At 67.2% G+C, this 20,409-nt stretch carries 20 protein-coding genes; 8 read left to right on the top strand and 12 right to left on the bottom strand.

The window, feature by feature from the left end; all coding sequences use genetic code 11:
* Positions 1-45: 45 nt before the first annotated feature.
* On the top strand, positions 46-2,211 hold the full coding sequence (locus tag G341_RS0101105; protein WP_018177258.1) for a prolyl oligopeptidase family serine peptidase: 2,166 nt from the start codon (positions 46-48) through the stop codon (positions 2,209-2,211).
* On the opposite strand, the gene G341_RS20605 is transcribed toward G341_RS0101105, so the two are convergent.
* The 5 genes from G341_RS20605 to G341_RS0101080 all read right to left on the bottom strand — a co-directional run bounded on the left by G341_RS20605 (position 2,208) and on the right by G341_RS0101080 (position 6,046).
* Complete coding sequence (locus tag G341_RS20605; protein ID WP_018177257.1) at positions 2,208-3,044, bottom strand: Trp biosynthesis-associated membrane protein; 837 nt, start codon at positions 3,042-3,044, stop codon at positions 2,208-2,210. The two genes, G341_RS0101105 and G341_RS20605, sit on opposite strands and share 4 nt — an antisense overlap.
* A gap of 62 nt (positions 3,045-3,106) precedes the next feature.
* A complete protein-coding gene (ppk2, locus tag G341_RS0101095; RefSeq protein ID WP_425402055.1) occupies positions 3,107-4,084 on the bottom strand; it encodes a polyphosphate kinase 2 in 978 nt (325 codons plus the stop codon).
* Between the two features lie 89 nt (positions 4,085-4,173).
* Positions 4,174-4,689 carry a DUF6764 family protein gene (locus G341_RS20600; RefSeq protein WP_245556880.1) on the bottom strand — a complete coding sequence of 172 codons (516 nt, stop codon included), beginning with the start codon at positions 4,687-4,689 and terminating at the stop codon, positions 4,174-4,176.
* A gap of 210 nt (positions 4,690-4,899) precedes the next feature.
* On the bottom strand, positions 4,900-5,334 hold the full coding sequence (locus G341_RS0101085; protein WP_018177254.1) for an SRPBCC family protein: 435 nt from the start codon (positions 5,332-5,334) through the stop codon (positions 4,900-4,902).
* A gap of 34 nt (positions 5,335-5,368) precedes the next feature.
* Positions 5,369-6,046: a DUF4166 domain-containing protein gene (locus tag G341_RS0101080; protein ID WP_018177253.1), complete on the bottom strand. Its 678-nt coding sequence runs from the start codon at positions 6,044-6,046 to the stop codon at positions 5,369-5,371.
* Between the two features lie 119 nt (positions 6,047-6,165).
* Between G341_RS0101080 and G341_RS0101075 the strand changes: the two genes are divergently transcribed.
* Positions 6,166-7,095 (top strand): LLM class F420-dependent oxidoreductase, encoded by a 930-nt coding sequence (locus G341_RS0101075; protein WP_018177252.1) that lies wholly within the window; start codon positions 6,166-6,168, stop codon positions 7,093-7,095.
* Between the two features lie 39 nt (positions 7,096-7,134).
* Here G341_RS0101075 and G341_RS0101070 read toward each other — a convergent pair whose 3' ends face one another.
* Positions 7,135-8,547, bottom strand: a complete 1,413-nt coding sequence (locus G341_RS0101070) for a cytochrome P450 (protein ID WP_043450125.1) — start codon at positions 8,545-8,547, stop codon at positions 7,135-7,137.
* 35 nt (positions 8,548-8,582) lie between these two features.
* Positions 8,583-8,807 (bottom strand): hypothetical protein, encoded by a 225-nt coding sequence (locus G341_RS0101065; protein WP_018177250.1) that lies wholly within the window; start codon positions 8,805-8,807, stop codon positions 8,583-8,585.
* A 205-nt stretch (positions 8,808-9,012) separates the two neighbouring features.
* Between G341_RS0101065 and G341_RS20595 the strand changes: the two genes are divergently transcribed.
* Complete coding sequence (locus tag G341_RS20595) at positions 9,013-10,242, top strand: sensor histidine kinase (RefSeq protein ID WP_018177249.1); 1,230 nt, start codon at positions 9,013-9,015, stop codon at positions 10,240-10,242.
* Positions 10,235-10,900 (top strand): response regulator transcription factor, encoded by a 666-nt coding sequence (locus G341_RS0101055; protein ID WP_018177248.1) that lies wholly within the window; start codon positions 10,235-10,237, stop codon positions 10,898-10,900. Before G341_RS20595 ends, G341_RS0101055 begins: the two co-directional genes overlap by 8 nt.
* Before the next feature lie 36 nt (positions 10,901-10,936).
* Here G341_RS0101055 and G341_RS0101050 read toward each other — a convergent pair whose 3' ends face one another.
* Positions 10,937-11,926 (bottom strand): DUF1648 domain-containing protein, encoded by a 990-nt coding sequence (locus tag G341_RS0101050; RefSeq protein ID WP_018177247.1) that lies wholly within the window; start codon positions 11,924-11,926, stop codon positions 10,937-10,939.
* 87 nt (positions 11,927-12,013) lie between these two features.
* Between G341_RS0101050 and G341_RS0101045 the strand changes: the two genes are divergently transcribed.
* Positions 12,014-12,427 carry a hypothetical protein gene (locus G341_RS0101045; RefSeq protein ID WP_018177246.1) on the top strand — a complete coding sequence of 138 codons (414 nt, stop codon included), beginning with the start codon at positions 12,014-12,016 and terminating at the stop codon, positions 12,425-12,427.
* Between the two features lie 229 nt (positions 12,428-12,656).
* On the opposite strand, the gene groL is transcribed toward G341_RS0101045, so the two are convergent.
* The 3 genes from groL to G341_RS0101030 all read right to left on the bottom strand — a co-directional run bounded on the left by groL (position 12,657) and on the right by G341_RS0101030 (position 16,885).
* Complete coding sequence (groL, locus tag G341_RS0101040; RefSeq protein ID WP_018177245.1) at positions 12,657-14,282, bottom strand: chaperonin GroEL; 1,626 nt, start codon at positions 14,280-14,282, stop codon at positions 12,657-12,659.
* Positions 14,283-14,463: 181 nt separating this feature from the next.
* On the bottom strand, positions 14,464-15,264 hold the full coding sequence (locus tag G341_RS0101035) for a DNA-formamidopyrimidine glycosylase family protein (protein WP_018177244.1): 801 nt from the start codon (positions 15,262-15,264) through the stop codon (positions 14,464-14,466).
* 124 nt (positions 15,265-15,388) lie between these two features.
* Positions 15,389-16,885 carry an MFS transporter gene (locus G341_RS0101030; RefSeq protein ID WP_026303096.1) on the bottom strand — a complete coding sequence of 499 codons (1,497 nt, stop codon included), beginning with the start codon at positions 16,883-16,885 and terminating at the stop codon, positions 15,389-15,391.
* A gap of 113 nt (positions 16,886-16,998) precedes the next feature.
* Between G341_RS0101030 and G341_RS0101025 the strand changes: the two genes are divergently transcribed.
* From G341_RS0101025 to G341_RS0101015, 3 genes are all read left to right on the top strand, one after another.
* Positions 16,999-17,673 carry a TetR/AcrR family transcriptional regulator gene (locus G341_RS0101025; protein WP_018177242.1) on the top strand — a complete coding sequence of 225 codons (675 nt, stop codon included), beginning with the start codon at positions 16,999-17,001 and terminating at the stop codon, positions 17,671-17,673.
* Positions 17,674-17,784: 111 nt separating this feature from the next.
* Entirely contained in the window at positions 17,785-18,957 is a 1,173-nt protein-coding gene (locus tag G341_RS0101020; RefSeq protein ID WP_018177241.1) for an acyl-CoA dehydrogenase family protein, read from the top strand.
* A gap of 15 nt (positions 18,958-18,972) precedes the next feature.
* The gene (locus G341_RS0101015) at positions 18,973-20,094 is read left to right on the top strand and encodes an acyl-CoA dehydrogenase family protein (RefSeq protein WP_018177240.1); all 1,122 of its coding nucleotides are present in this window, start codon (positions 18,973-18,975) and stop codon (positions 20,092-20,094) included.
* Here the strand turns inward: G341_RS0101015 and G341_RS0101010 are convergent.
* Positions 20,091-20,409: IS5/IS1182 family transposase (locus G341_RS0101010; protein ID WP_018177239.1), on the bottom strand; the 319-nt coding region annotated here is incomplete at its 5' end. The two genes, G341_RS0101015 and G341_RS0101010, sit on opposite strands and share 4 nt — an antisense overlap.

Raw genomic sequence — 20,409 nt, 5'->3', positions numbered from 1 at the left:
ACAGCGGTCACCAACAGCGTAGGAGCACGGTGACAGACTGGTGCGGTGACCGACGTGCAGCAGACCCCAGGCGCCCAGCAGACCCCAGGCGAACAGCAGACGCCCGACGATCCATACCTCTGGCTCGAGGACGTCACCGGGGACGAGGCCCTCGACTGGGTCCGCGCGCACAATCAACTGACGCTGCAGCGGCTGGCCACCGGCGACCGGTTCGACGAGCTCAACGCCGGCGCGCTGGAGGTCCTCGACACCGACGCCCGGATCCCCTATCCGCGCCGCCGCGGCGAATATCTCTACAACTTCTGGCGCGACGCCGAACACCCGCGCGGGCTGTGGCGGCGCACCACGCCCGAGTCCTACGCGACCGACGCCCCCGAGTGGGACGTCCTGATCGATCTGGACCGGGTCGCCGCGGACGAGGACGAGAACTGGGTCTGGAAGAGCGCCCAAACTTTGCGCGAGCGTCCGGGTCCCGGCCGACCGGTCTGCCGCCGGGCCCTGATCTCGTTGTCCCGCGGCGGCGCCGACGCCGCGGTGGTCCGGGAGTTCGACCTGGAGACCTGGTCGTGGGTGCCGGCACCCGAGGGGTTCGTATTGCCGGAGAACAAGTCCGGCGTGGACTGGATCGACCGCGACACGATCTACGTCGGCAGCGATTTCGGACCCGACGCCGACGGCATCCCCACCGTCACCGACTCCGGGTACCCGCGCGTGGCCAAACGCTGGCGCCGCGGCACCGCGCTGGCCGACGCCGAGACGGTGTTCGCCGGGTCCGTCGACGATGTGTCGGTGTCGGTCAGCTACGACGACACCCCGGGGTTCGAACGCCATTTCCTCGACCGCGCAACAGATTTCTACAACGCGGAGTCGTATGAGCTGCGCTACGGCCCGAACGGCGTGGAGCAGGTCCGCATCGACGTGCCTACCGACAGCCTGTCGATCGTGCATCATGACCGGCTGTACGTGCTCACCAAGTCGGCCTGGGACGCCGGCGAATCCGCCTATGACGCGGGAACTCTGGCCGTCTTCGACTACTCGTCCTTCCTCACCGGCGACCGCACCGGCACAGTGCTGTTCACGCCGGACGCGCACACCAGCCTCGAGTCGTTCTCCTTCACCCGCAGCCATCTCGTCCTGGTGACGCTGCGGGACGTCCGCACCGAACTCACGCTGCTGCGCCTCGACGACTGGTCGCCGCATCCGGTGGCGGGACTGCCCGAGCTGTCGACGGTGTCCGTCATCGGCACCGACTCGGAGTTCAGCGACGAATTGTTCCTGACCGCAAGCGGATACACACAACCGACCAGCCTGTACTACGGAGACACCGCGACCGGTGTGCGGCCGTTGAAGTCATTGCCGTCCTTCTTCGACGCCACGAATGTCACCGCCACACAGCATTTCGCCACGTCCGCGGACGGCACCCGAATCCCCTACTTCGTCGTCAAACGCGACGACGTGGCTGCCGGGCCGACGCTGCTCTACGGCTACGGCGGTTTCGAGGTGTCCCTCACCCCTGACTACTCCGCGATCGCCGGACGCAGCTGGATCAGCCGCGGCGGCATCTACGTCGTCGCCAACATTCGCGGCGGCGGCGAGTACGGCCCCGACTGGCACACCCAGACCCAACTCGCCGGCCGGCATCTGGTGTACGAAGATTTCGCCGCGGTCGCGCGGGCGCTGGTCGCCGACGGCCTCACCACCCCCGAACAGCTTGCCGCCCAAGGCGGTTCGAATGGCGGCCTGCTGATGGGCGTGATGTACACCAGCTACCCCGAGCTGTTCGGCGCGCTGGTCTGCCAGGTGCCGCTGCTGGACATGCGGCGCTATCACCGCCTGCTCGCCGGCGCATCCTGGATGGCCGAATACGGCGACCCCGACGACCCCGATCAGTGGGAGTTCATCAGCACCTACTCCCCCTATCAGCGCATCACACCCGCGCAGCCCGACCATCCGCGTCCGCCGCTGCTGATGACCACCTCAACCCGCGACGACCGCGTTCACCCTGGGCACGCCCGCAAATTCGTAGCCCGCCTGGAGGACTCGGGTCAGCGACACGATCATCGCGAGCCGGGGGTATCGACAGTCGACTACTACGAGAACATCGAGGGCGGCCACGGCGGCGCCGCCGACAACAAGCAATCGGCCTTCAAATCGGCACTGGCGTATGAGTTCCTGTGGCGCACGGTCGGCGCGGTCGGGCGGGCCGGCTAGTACCGGCTATTGGCCGCTCGGTCGAGCGTGAGCGACACCAGCAGCCCGACCGCGATCACCGCGACGCCGACCGCGCCCGTGATGTACACCCAACGCTGCAGGTCGGCCAGCGCATGATTGATGATCACCTGAGCCAGCTGTTTCGGCGCGGACGCCGCCCCCGACACCTCGTCGGCGGCGCGGCCCTTCACCGCCGCCCCGCTGACCCAGCTGACCACGCCGGCGATGATCATGCCGACGCCCAGCGATACCAGCACCATCCCGCGGCGTCGGGCCACGAGCAGCGCACCCAACGCGGCGATCAGCACCACCGACAGGCTGATGACGGCGATCTGCTTGGTGCGATCGCCTAATTTCTTGTATCGCCCGGCCTCCAGGCCGCTGCGTGCCGAATCGCTGAGCGGGATGGTGATCCGCCCCGGAATCCGCACCGACAGCCCGAAGTTCTGCACCAGCCGATTGGCCATGTTCGTCAGATCGACCGACATGATCGTGCCCGGGCCGGTGCCGGCACCCGGCGAGTTGAACAGCCAGTCGTGCTCCTGCCGCGTCACCTCGGTGAAATCCTGCGGGAACTGGTCGGATTCGACATATTTCGTGGCCAGCGGATGAATGACGGCCGCCGGTACCGCATTTCCCACCGAGGCCGCGATCTGCGTGGACAGTTCATCGGCGATAACCCGCTGCACATCGTGGCGCTTGGCCAACGGCGCCGTCATCGACGTGAATCCATCCGAATCGACGAGGCGCTCCTTGGCCCACATCGTCGGGAGGGCGCACACCATCCCCACGACGGCCAGCAGGATCAGGACTGCCGCGGATATCGAACGCACGGCGACCAGGCTACGTGATCCGGACGCCACCGACCCGGGGCCGACACGGCCGTGGCGCGGCCTCAATCGTCAATAAGATCACGGCCGCGCATCACCAGTAACGGATCGGGCACCCCGACGACCTCGTGGTCTTTGCCGTCATAGTCGAACTGGCTGAGCACATGCCGCATCGCATTCACCCGGGCGCGCTTCTTGTCGTTGCTCTTGACCACCGTCCACGGCGCGATGTCGGTATCGGTCGCCGCCATCATCTCTTCCTTGGCCGCGGTATACCGATCCCACTTGTCCAGCGACGCCAGGTCCATCGGCGACAGCTTCCACTGGCGCACCGGGTCGACCTGCCGGATCGCGAATCGCGTGCGCTGCTCCAAGGCCGTCACCGAGAACCAGAACTTGATCAGGTGCACCCGATCCTCGATCAGCATCTCCTCGAACTTCGGCGCCTGCCGCAGGAAACGTTCGTGCTCCTTGTCGCTGCAGAACCCCATCACCCGCTCGACGCCGCCGCGGTTGTACCAGGACCGGTCGAACAGCACGATCTCACCGGCGGCCGGCAGGTGTTCGACGTATCGCTGGAAGTACCACTGCGTGGACTCCCGCTCCGACGGCTTGGCCAGCGCCACCACCCGCGCACCACGGGGATTGAGATGCTCCATGAATCGCTTGATGGTGCCGCCCTTGCCCGCCGCGTCGCGCCCCTCGAAGAGGATCACCAGTCGGAGATCGTTGCGCTTGCCCCACTTTTGCAGCTTGAGCAGCTCGATCTGCAGCAGGCGTTTCTGCAGTTCGTAGTCGGCCCGGGACATCCGTTCGTCGTACGGGTAGTCCTCGCGCCAGGTATCGACGACGTTCTGCCCATGTGCCGTGACCAGCACCGGATCGTCGTCATCGTCGTCGCGCACCAGGAATCCGCTGGTGTCCTGCAGGTTCACGATGGTCTGCAGTACATCGCGGCCGGCGGCGATCGACAGGTCGATGCCCAGTTGGGCGGCGATTCCCGGCGCCTGCAGGTCGGTGCCTTCAAAGACGGTCATCGGCATAACGTAGGCCGCCGAGATGACCTGAAAATGAACACTCCCGGTGCTCTTGGTGAGCACCGGGAGTGTTGTCCGTCAATTATGGCGACGAGTCAGCCCAGGCCGAGCACGCACAGCTGCGCGGTGCTGCTGTCGTACGCCAGCGAGAAGCCCTCGCAGCGTGCGCCGTCCGGACCCGCGTAGGCGCGAGTGCCGTCACCGGCGATCGCGATCGCCGTTCCGCCCTGGCGCGCCTGCGCCACCGACAGCCCGCCCGCACTGATCGACTGCGCCGTGCCGCCGCTCTGGGCCGACGACAGCGCGGTCGAACCCGCATTCAGGTTGTACGAGTTGGCATTTCCACCGGTCGTCCCGACGGCGACGGCGGAGCCGGCACCTGATCGATCCTCCGCATGCGCATGACCGGTCGCGTCGGTCTTGGCGCCGCAGGCGCTGTGACCGTTGACCTGCACAACGTTCGCTCCGTTGGCCGAAGTGCAAGACGTGGGCGCCGCCGACGCGGTGCCCCCTCCGACGAGCAATACCGTGGCCGCGGCTCCCGCGACCATCGCCGAACCGGCGACCAACCGCACACCGACCCGACGCCCCTGACCACCAAACATGCTCATTTTCAATGCCTTACGCTTTGGTACTTCATTTCTCCGCGGACCGATCCGCCCGCGTGCCCCACGAGAGTACAGGCTCGCGTGAGCTGGAGCACAGAGCGCGGATAACAGCCCGATAACGTCCGGCACCACCAGAAACAGTGCCCACCAAGCGCATTCGGCGCGGTGACCGATTCACGATGTCGAAGACCTGTCGAGTTGTGGCCGAACCGCTCAGACGCGGCGCTTGCACTCGTCCGTCAGGCCCTTTTTGGCCGTCTCGACCGCGACCTTCTGGCCGCGCTTGACGATCATGCCGGGCAGCTTGATCTTCAGATCGATGTCCAGAACGAATGCCACATGCGAGCCGTCACCCTTCGGCGTCACCGTGTAGGTGCCGTGCTGCGCCGACAACTGCTTGGACTCAACGAGATCCCAGGTGCAACTGTTCTCGGTCCAGGTATACGACAGCGTCTGGTCGTCCGAGATTCCGGCGGTCGACACGCTCACCTTGACGGTCTTGGGCGAACCGTCGTCATGCTCGTCGACGATCTCGGCGCTCTTGTGCGGGCCGGACCATTCGGGAAGCGACTCGACGTCGAGCAGCACCTCCATCACGACCGAAGGCGGCACCGGAATATCGAACTCAATGCTGGAACTGACAGTCATGCCGAAAAGCTACCGCACGCCCGACTGGGAACGGTCAGTTTTCGCGCTCGACCAGTCGATACGGCCACGCCTCGTCCGGCACCTGATCGATGGTGCACGGCTCGTCACGGGCGGCGAACCAGCCCCGGTACCGATACATCTCGCCCATGACCGCATTCGAGATCCGGCCGTCGCAATGGAACCGGTTGTTCTCCTCGTCCCACTTCTCGATGTACTCCAGGCGCACCGCGGCGATGCTGCGCGGGCTCCACTTCGGGCCCTTCAACAAGAAACGCATCGGACCGCTGTCGAACGTGATCGCGCCACCCGGCGTGACCCTGAGCGTGATCGGGAACAGCACGGTCGGGCCGTCGCCGAAATAGTCGACCAGCCCCTCCGCGCCGACCACCTGCACACTGTTGAGCTTCTGCGTCCCCGAGGAATAGTTGAAGTTGCGGAGCGTCGCCATGCATTCGCGGCCGAGCTCGTCGACATAGAAATAGTTGTTCATGGTGAACGGCACCAGCCGGCTGGACTTGTTCGTCATCGCCGAACGTCGCGCCATGAACTTGACGAATGGCGAGGTCATCATCGGATTCACGTACACCGACTCGAGCATGCCGTCGGTGACCTGAGACAAGTTCTGCGCGGCGTCGATCCCATACCGCCACTGCAGATTGGGATGCAGCCGTTCGAAATCTGACCCCAGAAGGGACTGATAGACCGAAGTCATCGAGCAGTTCCTCCTCGTCGTCGCCTGCGTCGATACCCGAGAAATCTACTACGTGGCCGTGCAGCGCAGATCACATCCGCCGTCAAGCGCTGTCGGCGACATCTGGCAAAGTGCTCTGTATGGAGCTGCGGATCTTCGTCGAGCCACAACAAGGCGCGACCTATGACGACCAACTCACGATCGCCCGCACTGCGGAAGAATTGGGATTCGGGGCATTCTTCCGCTCGGACCACTACCAATCGATGGGTTCGGTCGACGGGCTTCCCGGGCCCACCGACGCCTGGGTCACGTTGGGCGGTATCGCTCGCGAGACGTCGACCATCCGGTTGGGCACGCTCGTCACCTCGGCGACGTTTCGGTTCCCGGGACCGCTGGCCATCTCCGTCGCCCAGGTGGATCAGATGTCCGGCGGGCGAGTGGAACTCGGGCTCGGTGCCGGTTGGTTCGCGACCGAGCACGCCTCTTACGCCATCCCCTTTCCGGATGTCGCCGAACGATTCACTCGATTCGAAGAAACGCTGAAGATCGTCGCCGGACTCTGGGACGCCCCGGCGGGCGATACCTTCTCTTTCACCGGTGAGCATTTCACGATCACGGACTCACCGGCGCTGCCGAAACCGGTCCAGCGACCGCGACCGCCCATCGTGCTCGGCGGGGCCGGCAAACGTCGGGGCGCGGCCCTCGCCGCCGCCTACGCCGACGAATTCAACACCCCATTCGTGCCGGTGGCCGAGGCTCGCGCCGTCTTCGGACGGATCGACGCGGCATGTGAGGCCGCCGGACGCGACCCGCAGTCGATGATCCATTCGTCGGCACTGGTGATCTGCGCCGGACCCGATTCATCGGTCGTACGGCAGCGCGCGGAGAAGATCGGGCGCGACGTCGACGAGGTCCGCGAAAACGGCCTGGCCGGATCCGCGGACGACATCGCGGCGAAGCTGCAGACCTACGCCGACGCCGGCGTCACCAGGGTCTACCTGCAGATCCTGGACATGTCCGACCTCGACCACCTCGAATACATCGCCTCGGCGATAGCGCCACATATCTGACCGCCGTCGCCCGTGACAATGGCGGGCGGCCGGCGGCAGCTACCGCACGCGGGTCGCCACCACCGTGCCGCCGTCGCCCGGGATCATCGTGACGTTGCGGTTCACCGGGCGCTCACCCGGCCGATCGTGGGTCTGCAGGTCCACCCGGCGCAGGATCTCGCCCGTCACGATCCGCAGCTCGGCCATCGCCAGCGTCGAACCGAGGCAGCGGCGGTTGCCGCCGCCGAACGGCATCAGCGTGTTCGGCGCGGGCTTCACCCCGACGAATCGCTCGGGGTCGAAGGCGAAGGGCCGCGGGTACAGATCGTCACGGTGATGCAACAGCAACGACGACGCCAGCACGACCGATCCGGCCGGTGCCACATGCGGACCGAGCCGCCACGGCACCAGCACCTCCCGACCGAACACCGGCACCACCGGACGGCTGCGCATCGTCTCGTTGAGCACGGCCTCCAGATAGTCGTCGTCCCCCGACGCCGCCGCGTCCCGCGCCGCGTCATAGACCGCGCGGTGTCGCGTCAGCCGCTCGAACGCCCAGGCCGTGGTGTTCGACGTGGTCTCGTGCCCGGCCAGCAGCAGTGTGACGAGCTCATCGCGAATCTCGCTGTCGGACAGCGAATCCCCGTCCTCGGTGGTCGCCGTCAGCAGCACCGACAGGATGTCGTGGCCGGACCGCGATCCGGCGCGCCGCTCCCCGATGACCTCGAAGATGGCCCGGTCCATCGGCGCCAGCACCATCCGCTGTGCGAAGTTGGGATCCTCGCGCCGGGCGTTGATCATCTGCGCCACCCGGGCCGTCGTGGTCGTCGACAGCCTGAGCAGCCGGATCACGCTGCGTCGCAGCCGATTCTCGGCGGGGGTGGCATCCGACTTCTCGGCCACACCGAAGATCGCCTGCATGATCACGTCCAGCGTGATCTCCTGACCGATGTCGGCGACCGCCACCGGCTTGCCGACCGGCCACGAATCGAGATGCCGCGCCGTGGCCTTCTCGATGCCCTCCCGATAGTTGGCGATGGAGCGGCCGTGGAACTGCGGCATCAGCAGGGCTCGCTGCCGCTTGTGCCGGTCGCCGATCGCGGTCAGGACCGAGTCGGGTCCGAGGATCGGGCGCAGCGGTGACATCCGGGTGGCCGACGGCGCCAGCGCCGGATCGACCACCAGCAACGACTTGACGTACGCCGGGCTATAGACCATCAGGGTCGGCGTCGCCCGACCGCTGACCGGGTAGGCGAGCACGCCCGGCGCGTTCGGCGCGTCCTCGAACATGGTCTGCGAGATACGCATTCCGAAGTTGATGAAGGTCGCCGGCGACATCTTCCGGGCGAACGGCGGCTGCGGTCCGACGAATCCGTCCGCCGGACCGGCCTCCTCGTCCTGGCCGCCACCGATTCCGGACGGCGAATCCTCCGGGGCCAGATGCCATCCGATGCCGGTCGAGAATGGGTTCATGGTGCGCGCCTCCTCGCGCAGCATAGCCATTGTCATCAGCGCGTCTGCGGTACGCGGGAAACGGGTGCGACGCGATGCGTCAACCGATGGATCAGCATCGACCGTCGCAGCTTCCGCTGCTCATGCACCGCGTCGTGTTCGCGCCGGCGCCACTGCGCACGCACCTCACGCGACCGGTAGTCCATCCCATTCGGGCTCAGCGCCGCCATCACCGTCAGACCGATGATCATGAACGCCACCACTGCAATCGTGAGCAACATCGTCTTGTCCGCCTTCCCAATCGCCCCGGCCGGGTCTCGACCAAGTGCTTGTCTTCGACGGTAGGCAGGCGATCGGCGCAGGCCAGCGGCCCGGAGACGGAACTTTTCCTCCGCCCAGGGCAGGGTCCGTCTCCGCCCCAGGGCGGAGGCGGCGCTGCACCCGCCGACGGGAGCCTCGGCGCGCCGGTGGCGATACGATCAGCGCATGCTGTTGTCCTACGCGCATCGGCATCGCGACCATGTGCGGCGCATGGGGTTCGACTATCCCGTGGCCTATCTGATGCTGGCGGATGCCGCCCTGGTGGCGGCCACCGCCGCGGCGGTGGCCGAGCGGGTGTATCTCGGCCTGCACGGCGTGCAATGGCTGTTGGTGATACTGGCCGGCGCGGTGGCCATCTCTCCGCTGCTCATCTCCTGCATCAAGACCACGCGGCCATGGCCGCACATGCTCATGGTGATGGCGTTGATCTCGGTGGGGATCTTCTGGACCATGCCGTCACGGCAGGACCTGGCTCCGCTGATCCTCGTCGTCGCCGGCTCGATGCTCGCCGCGATTCTGCCTCCGCGCCGCGTGGTCCTCGATCTGCTGGCGGCCACGGTCATGGTGGAGATCGGTTTGGCCTTCGATCGGGTGCAGCAGGACGTCCTGATCGTCACGATGATCTGGTTCGCCGGCGTCGTCTGCGCCCTGCTGCGCGCGCAGGTGCTGCTGCTGCAGAACGAGCGTCAGGCCCACGCCGCCGAGGTGACGCTCGACCGCGCCGCGATCGCCCGCGAGGTGCACGACGTGGTGGCGCACTCGCTGAGCATCGTGCTGCTGAACGTCACCGGCGCACGACGGGCTCTGCAGGACGGCGACACCGAGGACGCGCTGGCCGCGCTCACCGATGCCGAGCAGCAGGGCCGCGGCGCGATGTCCGACATCCGCCGCACGATCGACCTGTTGCGCACCGACTCCGACCCCGGCGGACCACAGCCCGGTCTCGCCGACCTGCCGGCCCTGATCGAGACCTTCCGCAAGGCCGGCACCCCGATCCGGTTCTCCGTGACCGACGGCATGAGCGATATCGATTGCACCACAGCCGATCTCACTCAGGCGACCGAGCTGGCCATCTACCGGATCGTGCAGGAGTCGTTGTCCAACGCCGCCCGCCACGCGTCCGGCGCACCCGTCGAGGCCACCGTCCAGCTGACCGCGGCGACCGTGCGGATCGTGATGCGCAACCCGGTCGGCCCGGGCTGGCACCGATCGACCGGCGGCCTGGGTGTCAACGGAATGCGTTCGCGCGCCGAGCATCTCGGCGGCACCCTGGAGACCAGCATGACCGACGACTCCTGGACGGTACGCGCGGAGCTGCCGGCACCACCCCTGAAGCGGACGACTCTGAAGCGCGCCACCCTGGAGCGGACCACCGTGGGGCCGGCCGATGACTGATCCCATCCGCGTCCTGCTCGTCGACGATCAGGAACTCGTGCGCACAGGTCTGCGCCGCATCCTGCGCCGCAAGGACGGCTTCGAAATCGTCGCCGAATGCGCGGACGGCGACGAGGTGATCGCGGCGGTGCGCGCGTCGACACCCGATGTGGTCGTGATGGATCTGCGCATGCGCCGGGTCGGCGGTATCGACGCGACACGACTGCTGTCGCGGACCGGCGGCGCCCCGCCGGTGTTGGCGCTCACCACCTTTCAGGACGACGAACTCTTGTCCGGCGCTCTGCGCGCGGGGGCCGCGGGCTTCGTGCTCAAGGATTCGCCGGCCGAGGAACTGATCCGCGCGGTGCGGCTGGTCGCCGCCGGCGAGGCGGTCCTCGATCCCGCGGTGACGGCGCGGGTGCTACAGACCTACCGCTCGGCGCCGGCGCCGGCCGCGTCGGAGAGCGACACCGGTGCACTCACGGGCCGCGAACTGGATGTGCTGACCGCGATCGGCCGCGGGCTGTCCAACGACGAGATCGCCGCCGAACTGGCCATCTCGGTGGTGACCGTCAAGAGCCACATCGGCAATCTCTTCGCGAAACTCGGTGTGCGCGACCGGGCCGCGGCGGTCGTGTACGCCTTCGATCACGGGCTGGTGGCGCCGCGCACCCCATGACCGTGCACCCCTGACCATGCACTCCGTCAGCGAGGTTCAGCGGTGCGCGTGGGCACGCTCGGCGAGCGTATTCAGGACGGCCGCCGCCTCTTCCGCGCCGTCGACACCGACCGCCAGGCAGGATCCATCACCGCGGGTCACCGCGATCACCGGACCCGGCCGCGGAATGATCCCGATCCCCGCCGCCCCGATCCGGTAACCGATACCGCCGAACCGGTTGAGCCAGCCGACCGTCAACGATTGCGCTTGCGCCACTTGGGATATCGGAATATGCCGACGACCGAGCGCCATCAGGCCGCGGACGGTGAGGCCGGTCTCGTCGATCAGGACCCGGATCGGGAACGCGGTGAGGACGAACAGCAGGATGCCCAGGGCCACCCCGATGATCACCGGGATGATCCAGTTGTGCGGCCAGAACGCGGTGACGATCCCGATGATCGCGATCGGGAGCAGCGCGAGCCCGGCGGACAGCGCCCGCGGCATCGTCGCCGTCCCCGACCAGCTGATCCGCTGCCCGTCGCGCACCGCGAGGCGCGGGGTGTCCGGCGGCGGCGGTTCGTTGGCGTCGACGTCATGCGGGTGCGGCAGCCACCAGACCGAGACGGCACCCGCGCCGATGCCGACCACGATCACCACCAGCAGCCAGGGCCAGCGCAGCCGCGCGTCGTGCGGGTCGTCCAGCCCGTGATTGATGCTCACGACGGCCGCACCCGTGCAGGCGATCAACGAACCGACGCCAGACGCCACCGCGACCAACGGTCGACCCACTCGCAGGTCGCGGGAGGACAGCAGCATCAGGGTGGTCATCACCAGGGTGATCACCGGCCCCAGCAGCATCAGCCAGATCAGCGAAGACCGGTCGGTGAATCCGTCCGCATGGCCCCAACCACGGAAATGCGTCGCGACCCGCTCCGGCAGATCCGACCACCACACCAGCAGCAGGACCTCCGCCACCAGCGCGATCAGCACGGATGGCACCAATGCCGCGGTCAGCGCACGCTTCCACGAGATCGTATTGGCCGTCACGCCTCACATATTGGACCCCATGGTGTCGCAGATCACCACTTATGGGCAGAATGACCCCAGCAACATTCCGAATCGAAGGGATCCCCCGTGCGCAAGTTCACCGCAGCCGGAGCCATCGCCCTGGGCGCACTGGTCGCAGCAGTCGGGCTCGGAGCCGGCACCGCGTCTGCCGACGGCGGCGACTGGCAGGTTCAGAGCAGCAAGTACGCGATCTCGATCAGCGCCGCCTCCATCCCGGCCGGGCATGTCTGCGACGTCTCGCTGGTCAACTTCCGGACCGGCCAGCCCCAGCCGGGTCACCGCCTCACCGCTACGGTCGCCGGAATCGTCAAGTACGACTACACCAACCTGCCGCCCGGAAAGTGGGTCGGCAAGATCGTCTGTTACAACCCCAAGACCTTCGTCGGCGACACCTACGGCCGGGCCTTCGCCTTCACCGGGCACACCTGGGCCGGCGATCAGTGGGTGTCGAACGTGACGGGCGGCGCATTCCCGCAGTAGTCGACCCGCGCGGGGGTCGGCGCGCAGACGCTGCCGTGCGCAGTCGGCGTGGCCGCGCCTCGCCTTGAGCTCGATGCCGCTGTCCAAACGCGGGCGCGGCGCTCGAGACGAGGCGCCGAACCCATCCGCTCGCCCCGGAGACACGACAAGGCCCGGTCCACCTCGAAAGGTGAACCGGGCCTTGTTATTCGGCTATTGCGGCTGATTCAGCCGCGGGTGGCCGGACTTCTTAGAAGTCCATGCCGCCCATGCCGCCGGTCGGGTCGCCGACAGGAGCGGCGGCCTTCTCCGGCTTGTCGGCGACGACGGCCTCGGTGGTCAGGAACAGACCGGCGATCGACGCGGCGTTCTGCAGCGCCGAGCGGGTCACCTTCACCGGGTCGTTGATGCCGGCCGCGAGGAGATCCTCGTAGCTGTTCGTCGCAGCGTTCAGACCGGTGCCGAGCGGCGAGTTGCGCACCTTGTCGGCGACAACGCCCGGCTCCAGGCCGGCGTTGATGGCGATCTGCTTGGCCGGGGCCTCCAGAGCAACCTTGACGATGTTGGCACCGGTGGCCTCGTCGCCCTCGAGGGACAGGCCCTCGATGGCCGGCTCCGACTGCAGCAGGGCCACGCCACCACCGGCGACGATGCCCTCCTCGACGGCAGCCTTGGCGTTGCGCACGGCATCTTCGATGCGGTGCTTGCGCTCCTTGAGCTCCACCTCGGTGGCGGCGCCGGCCTTGATGACGGCAACGCCGCCGGCCAGCTTCGCCAGACGCTCCTGCAGCTTCTCGCGGTCGTAATCCGAGTCGCTGTTCTCGATCTCCTGGCGGATCTGCGCAACCCGACCGGCGATGGCGTCGGCGTCGCCGGAACCCTCGACGATGGTGGTCTCATCCTTGGTGATGACGACCTTGCGCGCGGTGCCCAGCAGCTCGATGCCGGCGCTCTCCAGCGAGAGACCGACCTCTTCGCTGATGACCTCGCCACCGGTGAGGATGGCGATGTCGGCCAGCATGGCCTTGCGACGGTCACCGAAGCCCGGAGCCTTGACGGCCACCGACTTGAAGGTGCCGCGGATCTTGTTCACGACCAGGGTCGAGAGGGCTTCGCCCTCGACGTCCTCGGCGATGATCAGCAGCGGCTTGCCGGCCTGGATGACCTTCTCCAGCAGCGGCAGCAGGTCCTTGACGTTGCTGACCTTGCTCTGCACCAGCAGGATGTACGGATCCTCGAGGACCGCTTCCTGACGATCGGGGTCGGTCACGAAGTAGCCCGAGATGTAGCCCTTGTCGAAGCGCATACCCTCGGTGAGCTCCAGCTGCAGCCCGAAGGTCTGCGCCTCCTCGACGGTGATGACGCCTTCCTTGCCGACCTTGTCCATGGCCTCGGCGATGAGCTCACCGATGGACGGATCGCCGGCGGAGATGCCCGCGGTCTGCGCGATCTGCTCCTTGGTCTCGACCTCGGTGGCCGACTTCAGCAGCGACTCGGTGACGGCCGCAACGGCCTTCTCGATGCCGCGCTTGAGGCCGAGCGGGTTGGCGCCCGCAGCCACGTTGCGCAGGCCCTCCTTGACGAGGGCCTGGGCCAGCACGGTGGCGGTGGTGGTGCCGTCGCCCGCCACGTCGTCCGTCTTCTTGGCGACTTCCTTGACCAGCTCAGCGCCGATCTTCTCGTAGGGGTCCTCCAGCTCGATCTCCTTGGCGATGGAAACACCATCGTTGGTGATCGTGGGGGCGCCCCACTTCTTCTCCAGCACGACGTTGCGACCCTTGGGTCCCAACGTCACCTTTACTGCGTCGGCGAGGCTGTTCAGGCCCCGCTCGAGGCCGCGACGGGCCTCTTCGTCAAACGCGATGATCTTGGCCATTGCGAAGTGATCCTCCGATAGGGGGTGACACTGTTGTTCTCGGTCGGAATCGGTGCCCGCGACGGACGACCGGTCGTGTCTCGAGACCGCTCTCACCGCCCCGACCTAGCACTCTCAGTTGTGGAGTGCCAACTGCATTTTTAGCACTCGACACCACCGAGTGCAAGGTAGATCCGCCCGGTCACTGGCTCCCCGGGCCGGGTTCCGGCTGGCAGGCCGGGCACCAGTAGACGGACCGATCGTGTTCGTCCGAGCCGCCCAGCCGGCCCGCGCGGATCGTGGTCCCGCAGCGTAGGCAGGCCCGCCGGTCGCGGCCGTATACCCATAGACCCCGTCCCGGCCGGTCGACGCCGGTTGTCACCCGCACCGGCCGATCTCGATTGGCCAGCAGCAGGCGGTGCGCCGACGCCATCCAGGCCGAAAGGTCGGCGATATCGCCGACCGGGGTCGCCGGATGCGTGCGGTGCAGGAAGCACAACTCGCAGCGATAGACGTTCCCGATGCCGGCCAGGTTCGTCTGGTCGAGCAGCGCATGCCCGATCGGACGTTCCGGCCGGCGGCGCAGATTGGCCTCGGCCCGATCGGCGTCCCAGTCGGGCCCCAGCAGGTCCGGACCGAGATAGCCGACGACACTCGACTCGTCGGCGCGCCGGATCACCTCGAGCCGGCCCAGCGCAAAACCGACCGCGACGCTCGATTCGGTCTCCAGGATGATGCGCGCCTGATGCGTCGGCCGCGGCCATCGCGCGGTCTTCGATCCGACGAACCAGATGCCCTCCATCTTGAGATGCGAATGGATCGTCGACGCGCCGACCCGGATCAGCAGATGCTTCCCCCGCGCGAGCGCCTCGTCGACCGTTCTCCCGGTCAGATCCACAGTCACGTAGCGCGGCACCCGGATATCGCAGCGCGTCAACGGCTTTCCGGCGAGTGCGGCCTGCAGCCGGCCCGCGGCCTGGAAGACGGTGTCACCCTCGGGCATGCGCCCAGCCTGCCGCATGACTGCTCACCGGCACATACAAATCCGCGCCACTTGTGTGGATCCGCGCCGGTTGCAGCCGGCGCGGATCCACGGTTGTGGCGCGGATGTGCGCGAAACGGACCGATCAATGCGCGATGGCGACGGTCTCCTCCACCGGCGCCGGCAGTCGGCCGCCGCGAGTGAGCAGGGCCGCGATCAACGAACCCGCGAAGAAGATGCCCGCGGCCACCCAGAACGCCGTGTGGTAGCCCGCGATCGCCGCGTGCGCGGCCGCGTCGGCGCTGTGATGCGACTGGAGATAGCTGGTCACCGCACTGGCCGAGATGGTGCTCAGCAATGCTGTGCCGACCGACCCGCCGACCTGCTGCATCACGTTGATCGCCGCGGAGGCCACCCCCGAATCATGCGGATCGACCCCGACGACCGCGCTCTGCATCGCCGCCCCGAAGACGAAACCCATCCCGGCACCGATCACGACCAGCGCGGGCAGGATGGTGCTCGTGTAGGCGCTGCCGAGGTCGATGCGGGTAAGCAAGGCCATTCCCGCGCCGGCTGCCAGCATGCCGATCATCATCAGCGGGCGCGGTCCGGTCCGGGGCAGCACCACCGTCGAGCCGACCGTCGAGGTGACGATGATCGCGCCGATCATCGGCATGAACGCGAGGCCCGTCTTCACCGGCGAGTAGCCGAGCGAGACCTGCATGTAGTAGGTCAGGAACAGGAACACGCCGAAGATGCCGACGGCAGCCAGGAGCATCACCAGGAACGCCGCACCGCGGGTGCGATCGAGCAGAATCCGCAACGGCAGCAAGGGGTTACGACTGCGCTGCTGCCAGAGTCCGAATCCGGCCACCAGCAGCACGCCGACGATCAACGATCCGATGGTCACGCCCGCCGACCAGCCGCTGGTCTCCGCGCGAGAGAAGCCGAACACGATCGCCGACAGGCCCAGGGTGATCGCCACCGTGCCGGGCAGATCCAGCTTCGGCCGGGAGGTCGCCTTCTGGTGCGCGACCAGGGTCAGCACGCCGACCAGTGCGATGGCCGCGATGAACAGGTTGACGAAGAGCGTCCAGCGCCAGCTGGCCCAGTCGGTCAGCATGCCGCCGAGCAGCAGGCCTAGACCGCCGCCACCGCCGGCGATCGCACCGAAGATGCCGAAGGCCTTGGCGCGTTCAGCCGGGTTGACGAACGTGGTCGCCAACAGCGAGAGCGCGGCCGGGGCCAGCAGCGCTCCGAACAATCCCTGCCCGGCGCGGGCGGTCACCAGCATGCCGAATCCGGTCGCCGCGCCGCCCAGGGCGGACATCCCGGCGAATCCGACGAGGCCCACCAGGAAGGTGTTGCGGACACCGAAGAAGTCGGTCAATTTGCCGCCGAGCAGCAGCAGACTGCCGAAGGCCAGGGCGTAGGCGGTGACGATCCACTGCCGGTTGTCGTCGCCGAAGCCGAGGCTGTGCTGCGCGGCCGGCAGCGCGATATTCACGATGGTCGCGTCCAGCACGATCATCAGCTGGGCCAAGCTCAGGACTGCCAGCACCCACCAACGCCGCGAACCACCAGCCCGTGATGGCGGTGATTCTTCAAGAATTGGGGGCTTTTCCAGCGTATTCGTACTCATGGGGGCCTCACATTCGGAATAATTGGAGGGCAAGCTCCGGTTGCACCTGACGAAAGGCTTAACCGGAGAATGCGCTCCGGTTGTTCCCGATCTAGAAAGTGATCTGCATCACAATGAGTGTCTCGGTTGATTCATCGAAGCCGCGGCGGCTGCGCGCCGATGCCGAACGCAATCGGCAGGCGATCCTCGATGCGGCGACGACGTTGTTCGCCCAGCGGGGGCTGTCGGTGTCCACCGATGAAGTGGCCTCGGCCGCGGGGGTCGGCATCGGCACGCTCTACCGCCACTTCCCCGCCAAGCAGGATCTGGTCAATGGCGTCTTCGACCAGCAGATGCAGATCGTCACCGATGCGGCCCTGCGGGCGCTGGATGCCGACGATCCGTGGGAGGGCATCACCCGGATGTTCCGCGAGCTGTGCGAAACGGCGGCAACCGACCGCGGCATGTGCGAGGTGATGACGGACGCCGACGACCAGTGCGTCGCGTCGACTCGCGCCCGCGAGACGATCACCCCGCTGTTCGAGCGGATCGTCACGCGCGCACACGCCGCCGGCCAACTCCGGCCCGGCGTCGGTGCGAACGACTTCGTAGTGCTGATGTCGATGATGCGGGGCGCGGTGGAGATGACCGCATCGATGCCCGACGAGAAGTGGCGTCGCTACTGTCAGCTATTGCTGGACGGCGTGCACGGGAGCCCCGGAGACGAGCCGCTGATCGGATCGGCACCGACGGACGACGAGATCACCGCGGCGAAAGCGGCATTCGCCGAACGCGGGGCGGGCAGGTAGGCAGGCGAGACGCGGTCTCACGCTGATCAAGGGGTCTCAAAGTCGTTGGGGCGCCACGAAACAGTGGGAACCCCTATCCAGCCCCACCGGCGGTGGAGTATCAATAAGGTCATGCAGCTGGCACTCACTGACGAGGAGATCGCCTTCCGCGATCAGATCCGCAACACCCTGACCACCAAGATCCCCAAGGAGATCCGCGACCGCGCGGCGGCCGGCACGACGAAGATGCCGGACGACATCGTCACCACGATGCGCATCCTCAACGAGGAGGGCATCGTCGCGCCCGGCTGGCCGGTCGAATGGGGCGGCCAGGACTGGTCGCCGGTGCAGATGCACATCTGGCAGAACGAGATGATTCTCGCGTCCGTGCCCGATCCGCTCCCCTTCAACACGTCGATGGTCGGACCGGTGATCGCGGCGTTCGGCTCGCAGGAGCAGAAGGAGAAGTTCCTGCCCGCCACCCGCAACTGCGATATCTGGTGGTGCCAAGGATTTTCGGAGCCCGAAGCGGGATCCGATCTCGCGTCGCTGAAGACCCGCGCGGTGCGCGACGGGGACGACTACGTCGTCAACGGGCAGAAGATCTGGACCACGCTCGGCCAGTACGCCGACTGGATCTTCGCGCTGGTGCGCACCAATCCTGACGCGCCGAAGCGGCAGATGGGCATCAGCTTCCTGTTGATCCCGATGGACGCCCCCGGGGTCACGATCCGCCCGATCCAGCTGATCGACGGCAGCTTCGAGGTCAACGAGGTGTTCTTCGAGAATGTCCGCGTTCCGGCCGAGAACCTGGTCGGCGAGGAGAACGCCGGCTGGAGCTACGCCAAGTTCCTGCTGGGCAACGAGCGCACCGGCGTCACCCGCGTCGCCGCCACCAAGATCCGGCTCGCGGCCGCGAAGGAGCGCGCCGCCAAGATCCCGGCCGGCGAGGGGACGCTGCTCGATCAGCCGCTGTTCGCCGCGCGGCTGGCCGAACTGGAGAACGAGCTGCTGGCGCTGGAACTCACCCAGCTGCGCGTCGTCGCGTCCTCCGCAGAAGGCAAGCCGAATCCGGCGTCGTCGCTGCTGAAGCTGCGCGGCAGCGAAATGCAGCAGGCGGCAACCGAATTGCTGGCCGATGTCGCCGCCGCGGATTCGCTGCCGGTGAACGCTCCGGACGTGTCGTCGCCCGAGTGGGCCCAGCTCACCGTGCCGACCTACCTCAACTACCGCAAGGTGTCGATCTACAGCGGCTCGTCCGAAGTGCAGCGCACCATCATCAGCTCCTCCATCCTCGGCCTGTAAAAGGACTCAGCACCAATGGATTTCGAACCTTCCGAAGAACAGCAGATGCTCCGCGAGGCGGTTGCCGATCTGCTGGCCAAGACCTACGACATCGAGACCATCCGCAAGACCGCCGACACCGACCTCGGCTGGCGCGAGGACATCTGGAACGGCCTGGCCGAGATGGGTATTCAGGGACTGCCGTTCGCCGAGGATGTCGGTGGTGCCGGTGCCGGCGTCGAGGAGGTGTCCACCGTGATGGGCGCCGTCGGCAAGGCGTTGGCCCCGGAGCCGCTGCTGGATGCCGTGTACATCCCCGGCGGCATCATCGATCGCGCAGGATCCGATGAGCAACGGCAGCAATACATTCCGGGTCTGGCCGACGGATCGACCAAGGCCGCCTTCGCGCACGCCGAGGCCGGCGACCGCTGGCCGAACCATGCCGTCGCCACCACCGCGAGCGGGTCGGGCGACGCGTACACGATCTCGGGCACCAAGACCCTGGTGGCCGCCGGCGACTCCGCCGACGTGCTCGTCGTCTCGGCCCGCGACGGCGGCGACATCGGGCTGTTCCTCGTCGACGCCACCGCGAGCGGCGTGACGCGGGCCGGCTATCGCACCCACGATGATCGGCGCGGCGCGCAGATCACCTTCGACGGCGCGGCCGCGACCCGGCTTCCGGGCGATGCGGCGGCCGCCCTCGAGTGGGCCGACGTCGCCAAGCAGACCTGGCAGTGCGCCGAGGCCGTCGGCGCGCTGGAATCAGCTCTGAACCTGACGACCGAATATCTCAAGCAGCGCAAGCAGTTCGGTGTGCCGCTGGCGAAGTTCCAGACACTCACCCAGCGGGCTTCCGACATGTACGTGCTGCTGGAACTGGCCTCCAGCATGAGCCTGTACGCGACGATGTCGCTGGACGCCGGCGTCGACGCAACCGCCGCTACGCGCACCAAGCTGCAGATCTGCCGGGCCTCCCGCAAGATCGGCCAGGAGGCGATCCAGATGCACGGCGGCATCGGCATGACCAAGGAGTATCCGGTCGGCCACTACGTCAGCCGGCTGGTCGCCATCGAGCACACGCTCGGCGGCGCCGAGGACCATCTCGCGGTACTCACCGACGGTGTCGCCGACTACAAGTCGGTCAGCCTCGTCGACTAGGGCGTGTCTCCTAATAGGCGTGTCCAGCGGAGGCATGCCTGTAGGACCACGGCGGCTCGGTAGGTGATGGCGAGTTTGTCGTAGCGGGTGGCCAGGGCGCGCCACTGCTTGGTGTCGTTGAAGGAACGCTCAATAACGTTGCGGCCCTTGTAAAGGACTGCATCGAAAGCAGGAGGCCGCCCACCGGTGGAGCCTTTGCGTTTGCGGGCGTCGGTCTCGGTGCTCTTCTGCGGGATAACGGTCTTGATGCCGCGGCCAGCGAGCATCCGCCGGTTCACCCCGTTGGTGTAGGCCCGATCGGCGATCACCGCGTCC

The organism is Jongsikchunia kroppenstedtii DSM 45133, from assembly GCF_000380485.1.
GTDB lineage: Bacteria > Actinomycetota > Actinomycetes > Mycobacteriales > Mycobacteriaceae > Jongsikchunia > Jongsikchunia kroppenstedtii.
This window is presented reverse-complemented; position numbering and strand designations above follow the sequence as displayed.

What these genes read in the sequence shown, in the direction of transcription:
- G341_RS0101035 (WP_018177244.1), bottom strand. Translation starts at nt 15,264, where the DNA reads ATGCCCGAGGGTGACACCGTCTTCCAGGCCGCGGGCCGGCTGCAGGCC.
- G341_RS0101065 (WP_018177250.1), bottom strand. Translation starts at nt 8,807, where the DNA reads ATGTTGCTCACGATTGCAGTGGTGGCGTTCATGATCATCGGTCTGACG.
- G341_RS0101055 (WP_018177248.1), top strand. Translation starts at nt 10,235, where the DNA reads ATGACTGATCCCATCCGCGTCCTGCTCGTCGACGATCAGGAACTCGTG.
- G341_RS0101085 (WP_018177254.1), bottom strand. Translation starts at nt 5,334, where the DNA reads ATGACTGTCAGTTCCAGCATTGAGTTCGATATTCCGGTGCCGCCTTCG.
- G341_RS0101020 (WP_018177241.1), top strand. Translation starts at nt 17,785, where the DNA reads ATGCAGCTGGCACTCACTGACGAGGAGATCGCCTTCCGCGATCAGATC.
- G341_RS0101080 (WP_018177253.1), bottom strand. Translation starts at nt 6,046, where the DNA reads ATGACTTCGGTCTATCAGTCCCTTCTGGGGTCAGATTTCGAACGGCTG.
- ppk2 (WP_425402055.1), bottom strand. Translation starts at nt 4,084, where the DNA reads ATGCCGATGACCGTCTTTGAAGGCACCGACCTGCAGGCGCCGGGAATC.
- G341_RS20595 (WP_018177249.1), top strand. Translation starts at nt 9,013, where the DNA reads ATGCTGTTGTCCTACGCGCATCGGCATCGCGACCATGTGCGGCGCATG.
- G341_RS0101070 (WP_043450125.1), bottom strand. Translation starts at nt 8,547, where the DNA reads ATGAACCCATTCTCGACCGGCATCGGATGGCATCTGGCCCCGGAGGAT.
- G341_RS0101030 (WP_026303096.1), bottom strand. Translation starts at nt 16,885, where the DNA reads ATGAGTACGAATACGCTGGAAAAGCCCCCAATTCTTGAAGAATCACCG.
- G341_RS0101075 (WP_018177252.1), top strand. Translation starts at nt 6,166, where the DNA reads ATGGAGCTGCGGATCTTCGTCGAGCCACAACAAGGCGCGACCTATGAC.
- groL (WP_018177245.1), bottom strand. Translation starts at nt 14,282, where the DNA reads ATGGCCAAGATCATCGCGTTTGACGAAGAGGCCCGTCGCGGCCTCGAG.
- G341_RS20600 (WP_245556880.1), bottom strand. Translation starts at nt 4,689, where the DNA reads ATGAGCATGTTTGGTGGTCAGGGGCGTCGGGTCGGTGTGCGGTTGGTC.
- G341_RS0101015 (WP_018177240.1), top strand. Translation starts at nt 18,973, where the DNA reads ATGGATTTCGAACCTTCCGAAGAACAGCAGATGCTCCGCGAGGCGGTT.
- G341_RS0101025 (WP_018177242.1), top strand. Translation starts at nt 16,999, where the DNA reads ATGAGTGTCTCGGTTGATTCATCGAAGCCGCGGCGGCTGCGCGCCGAT.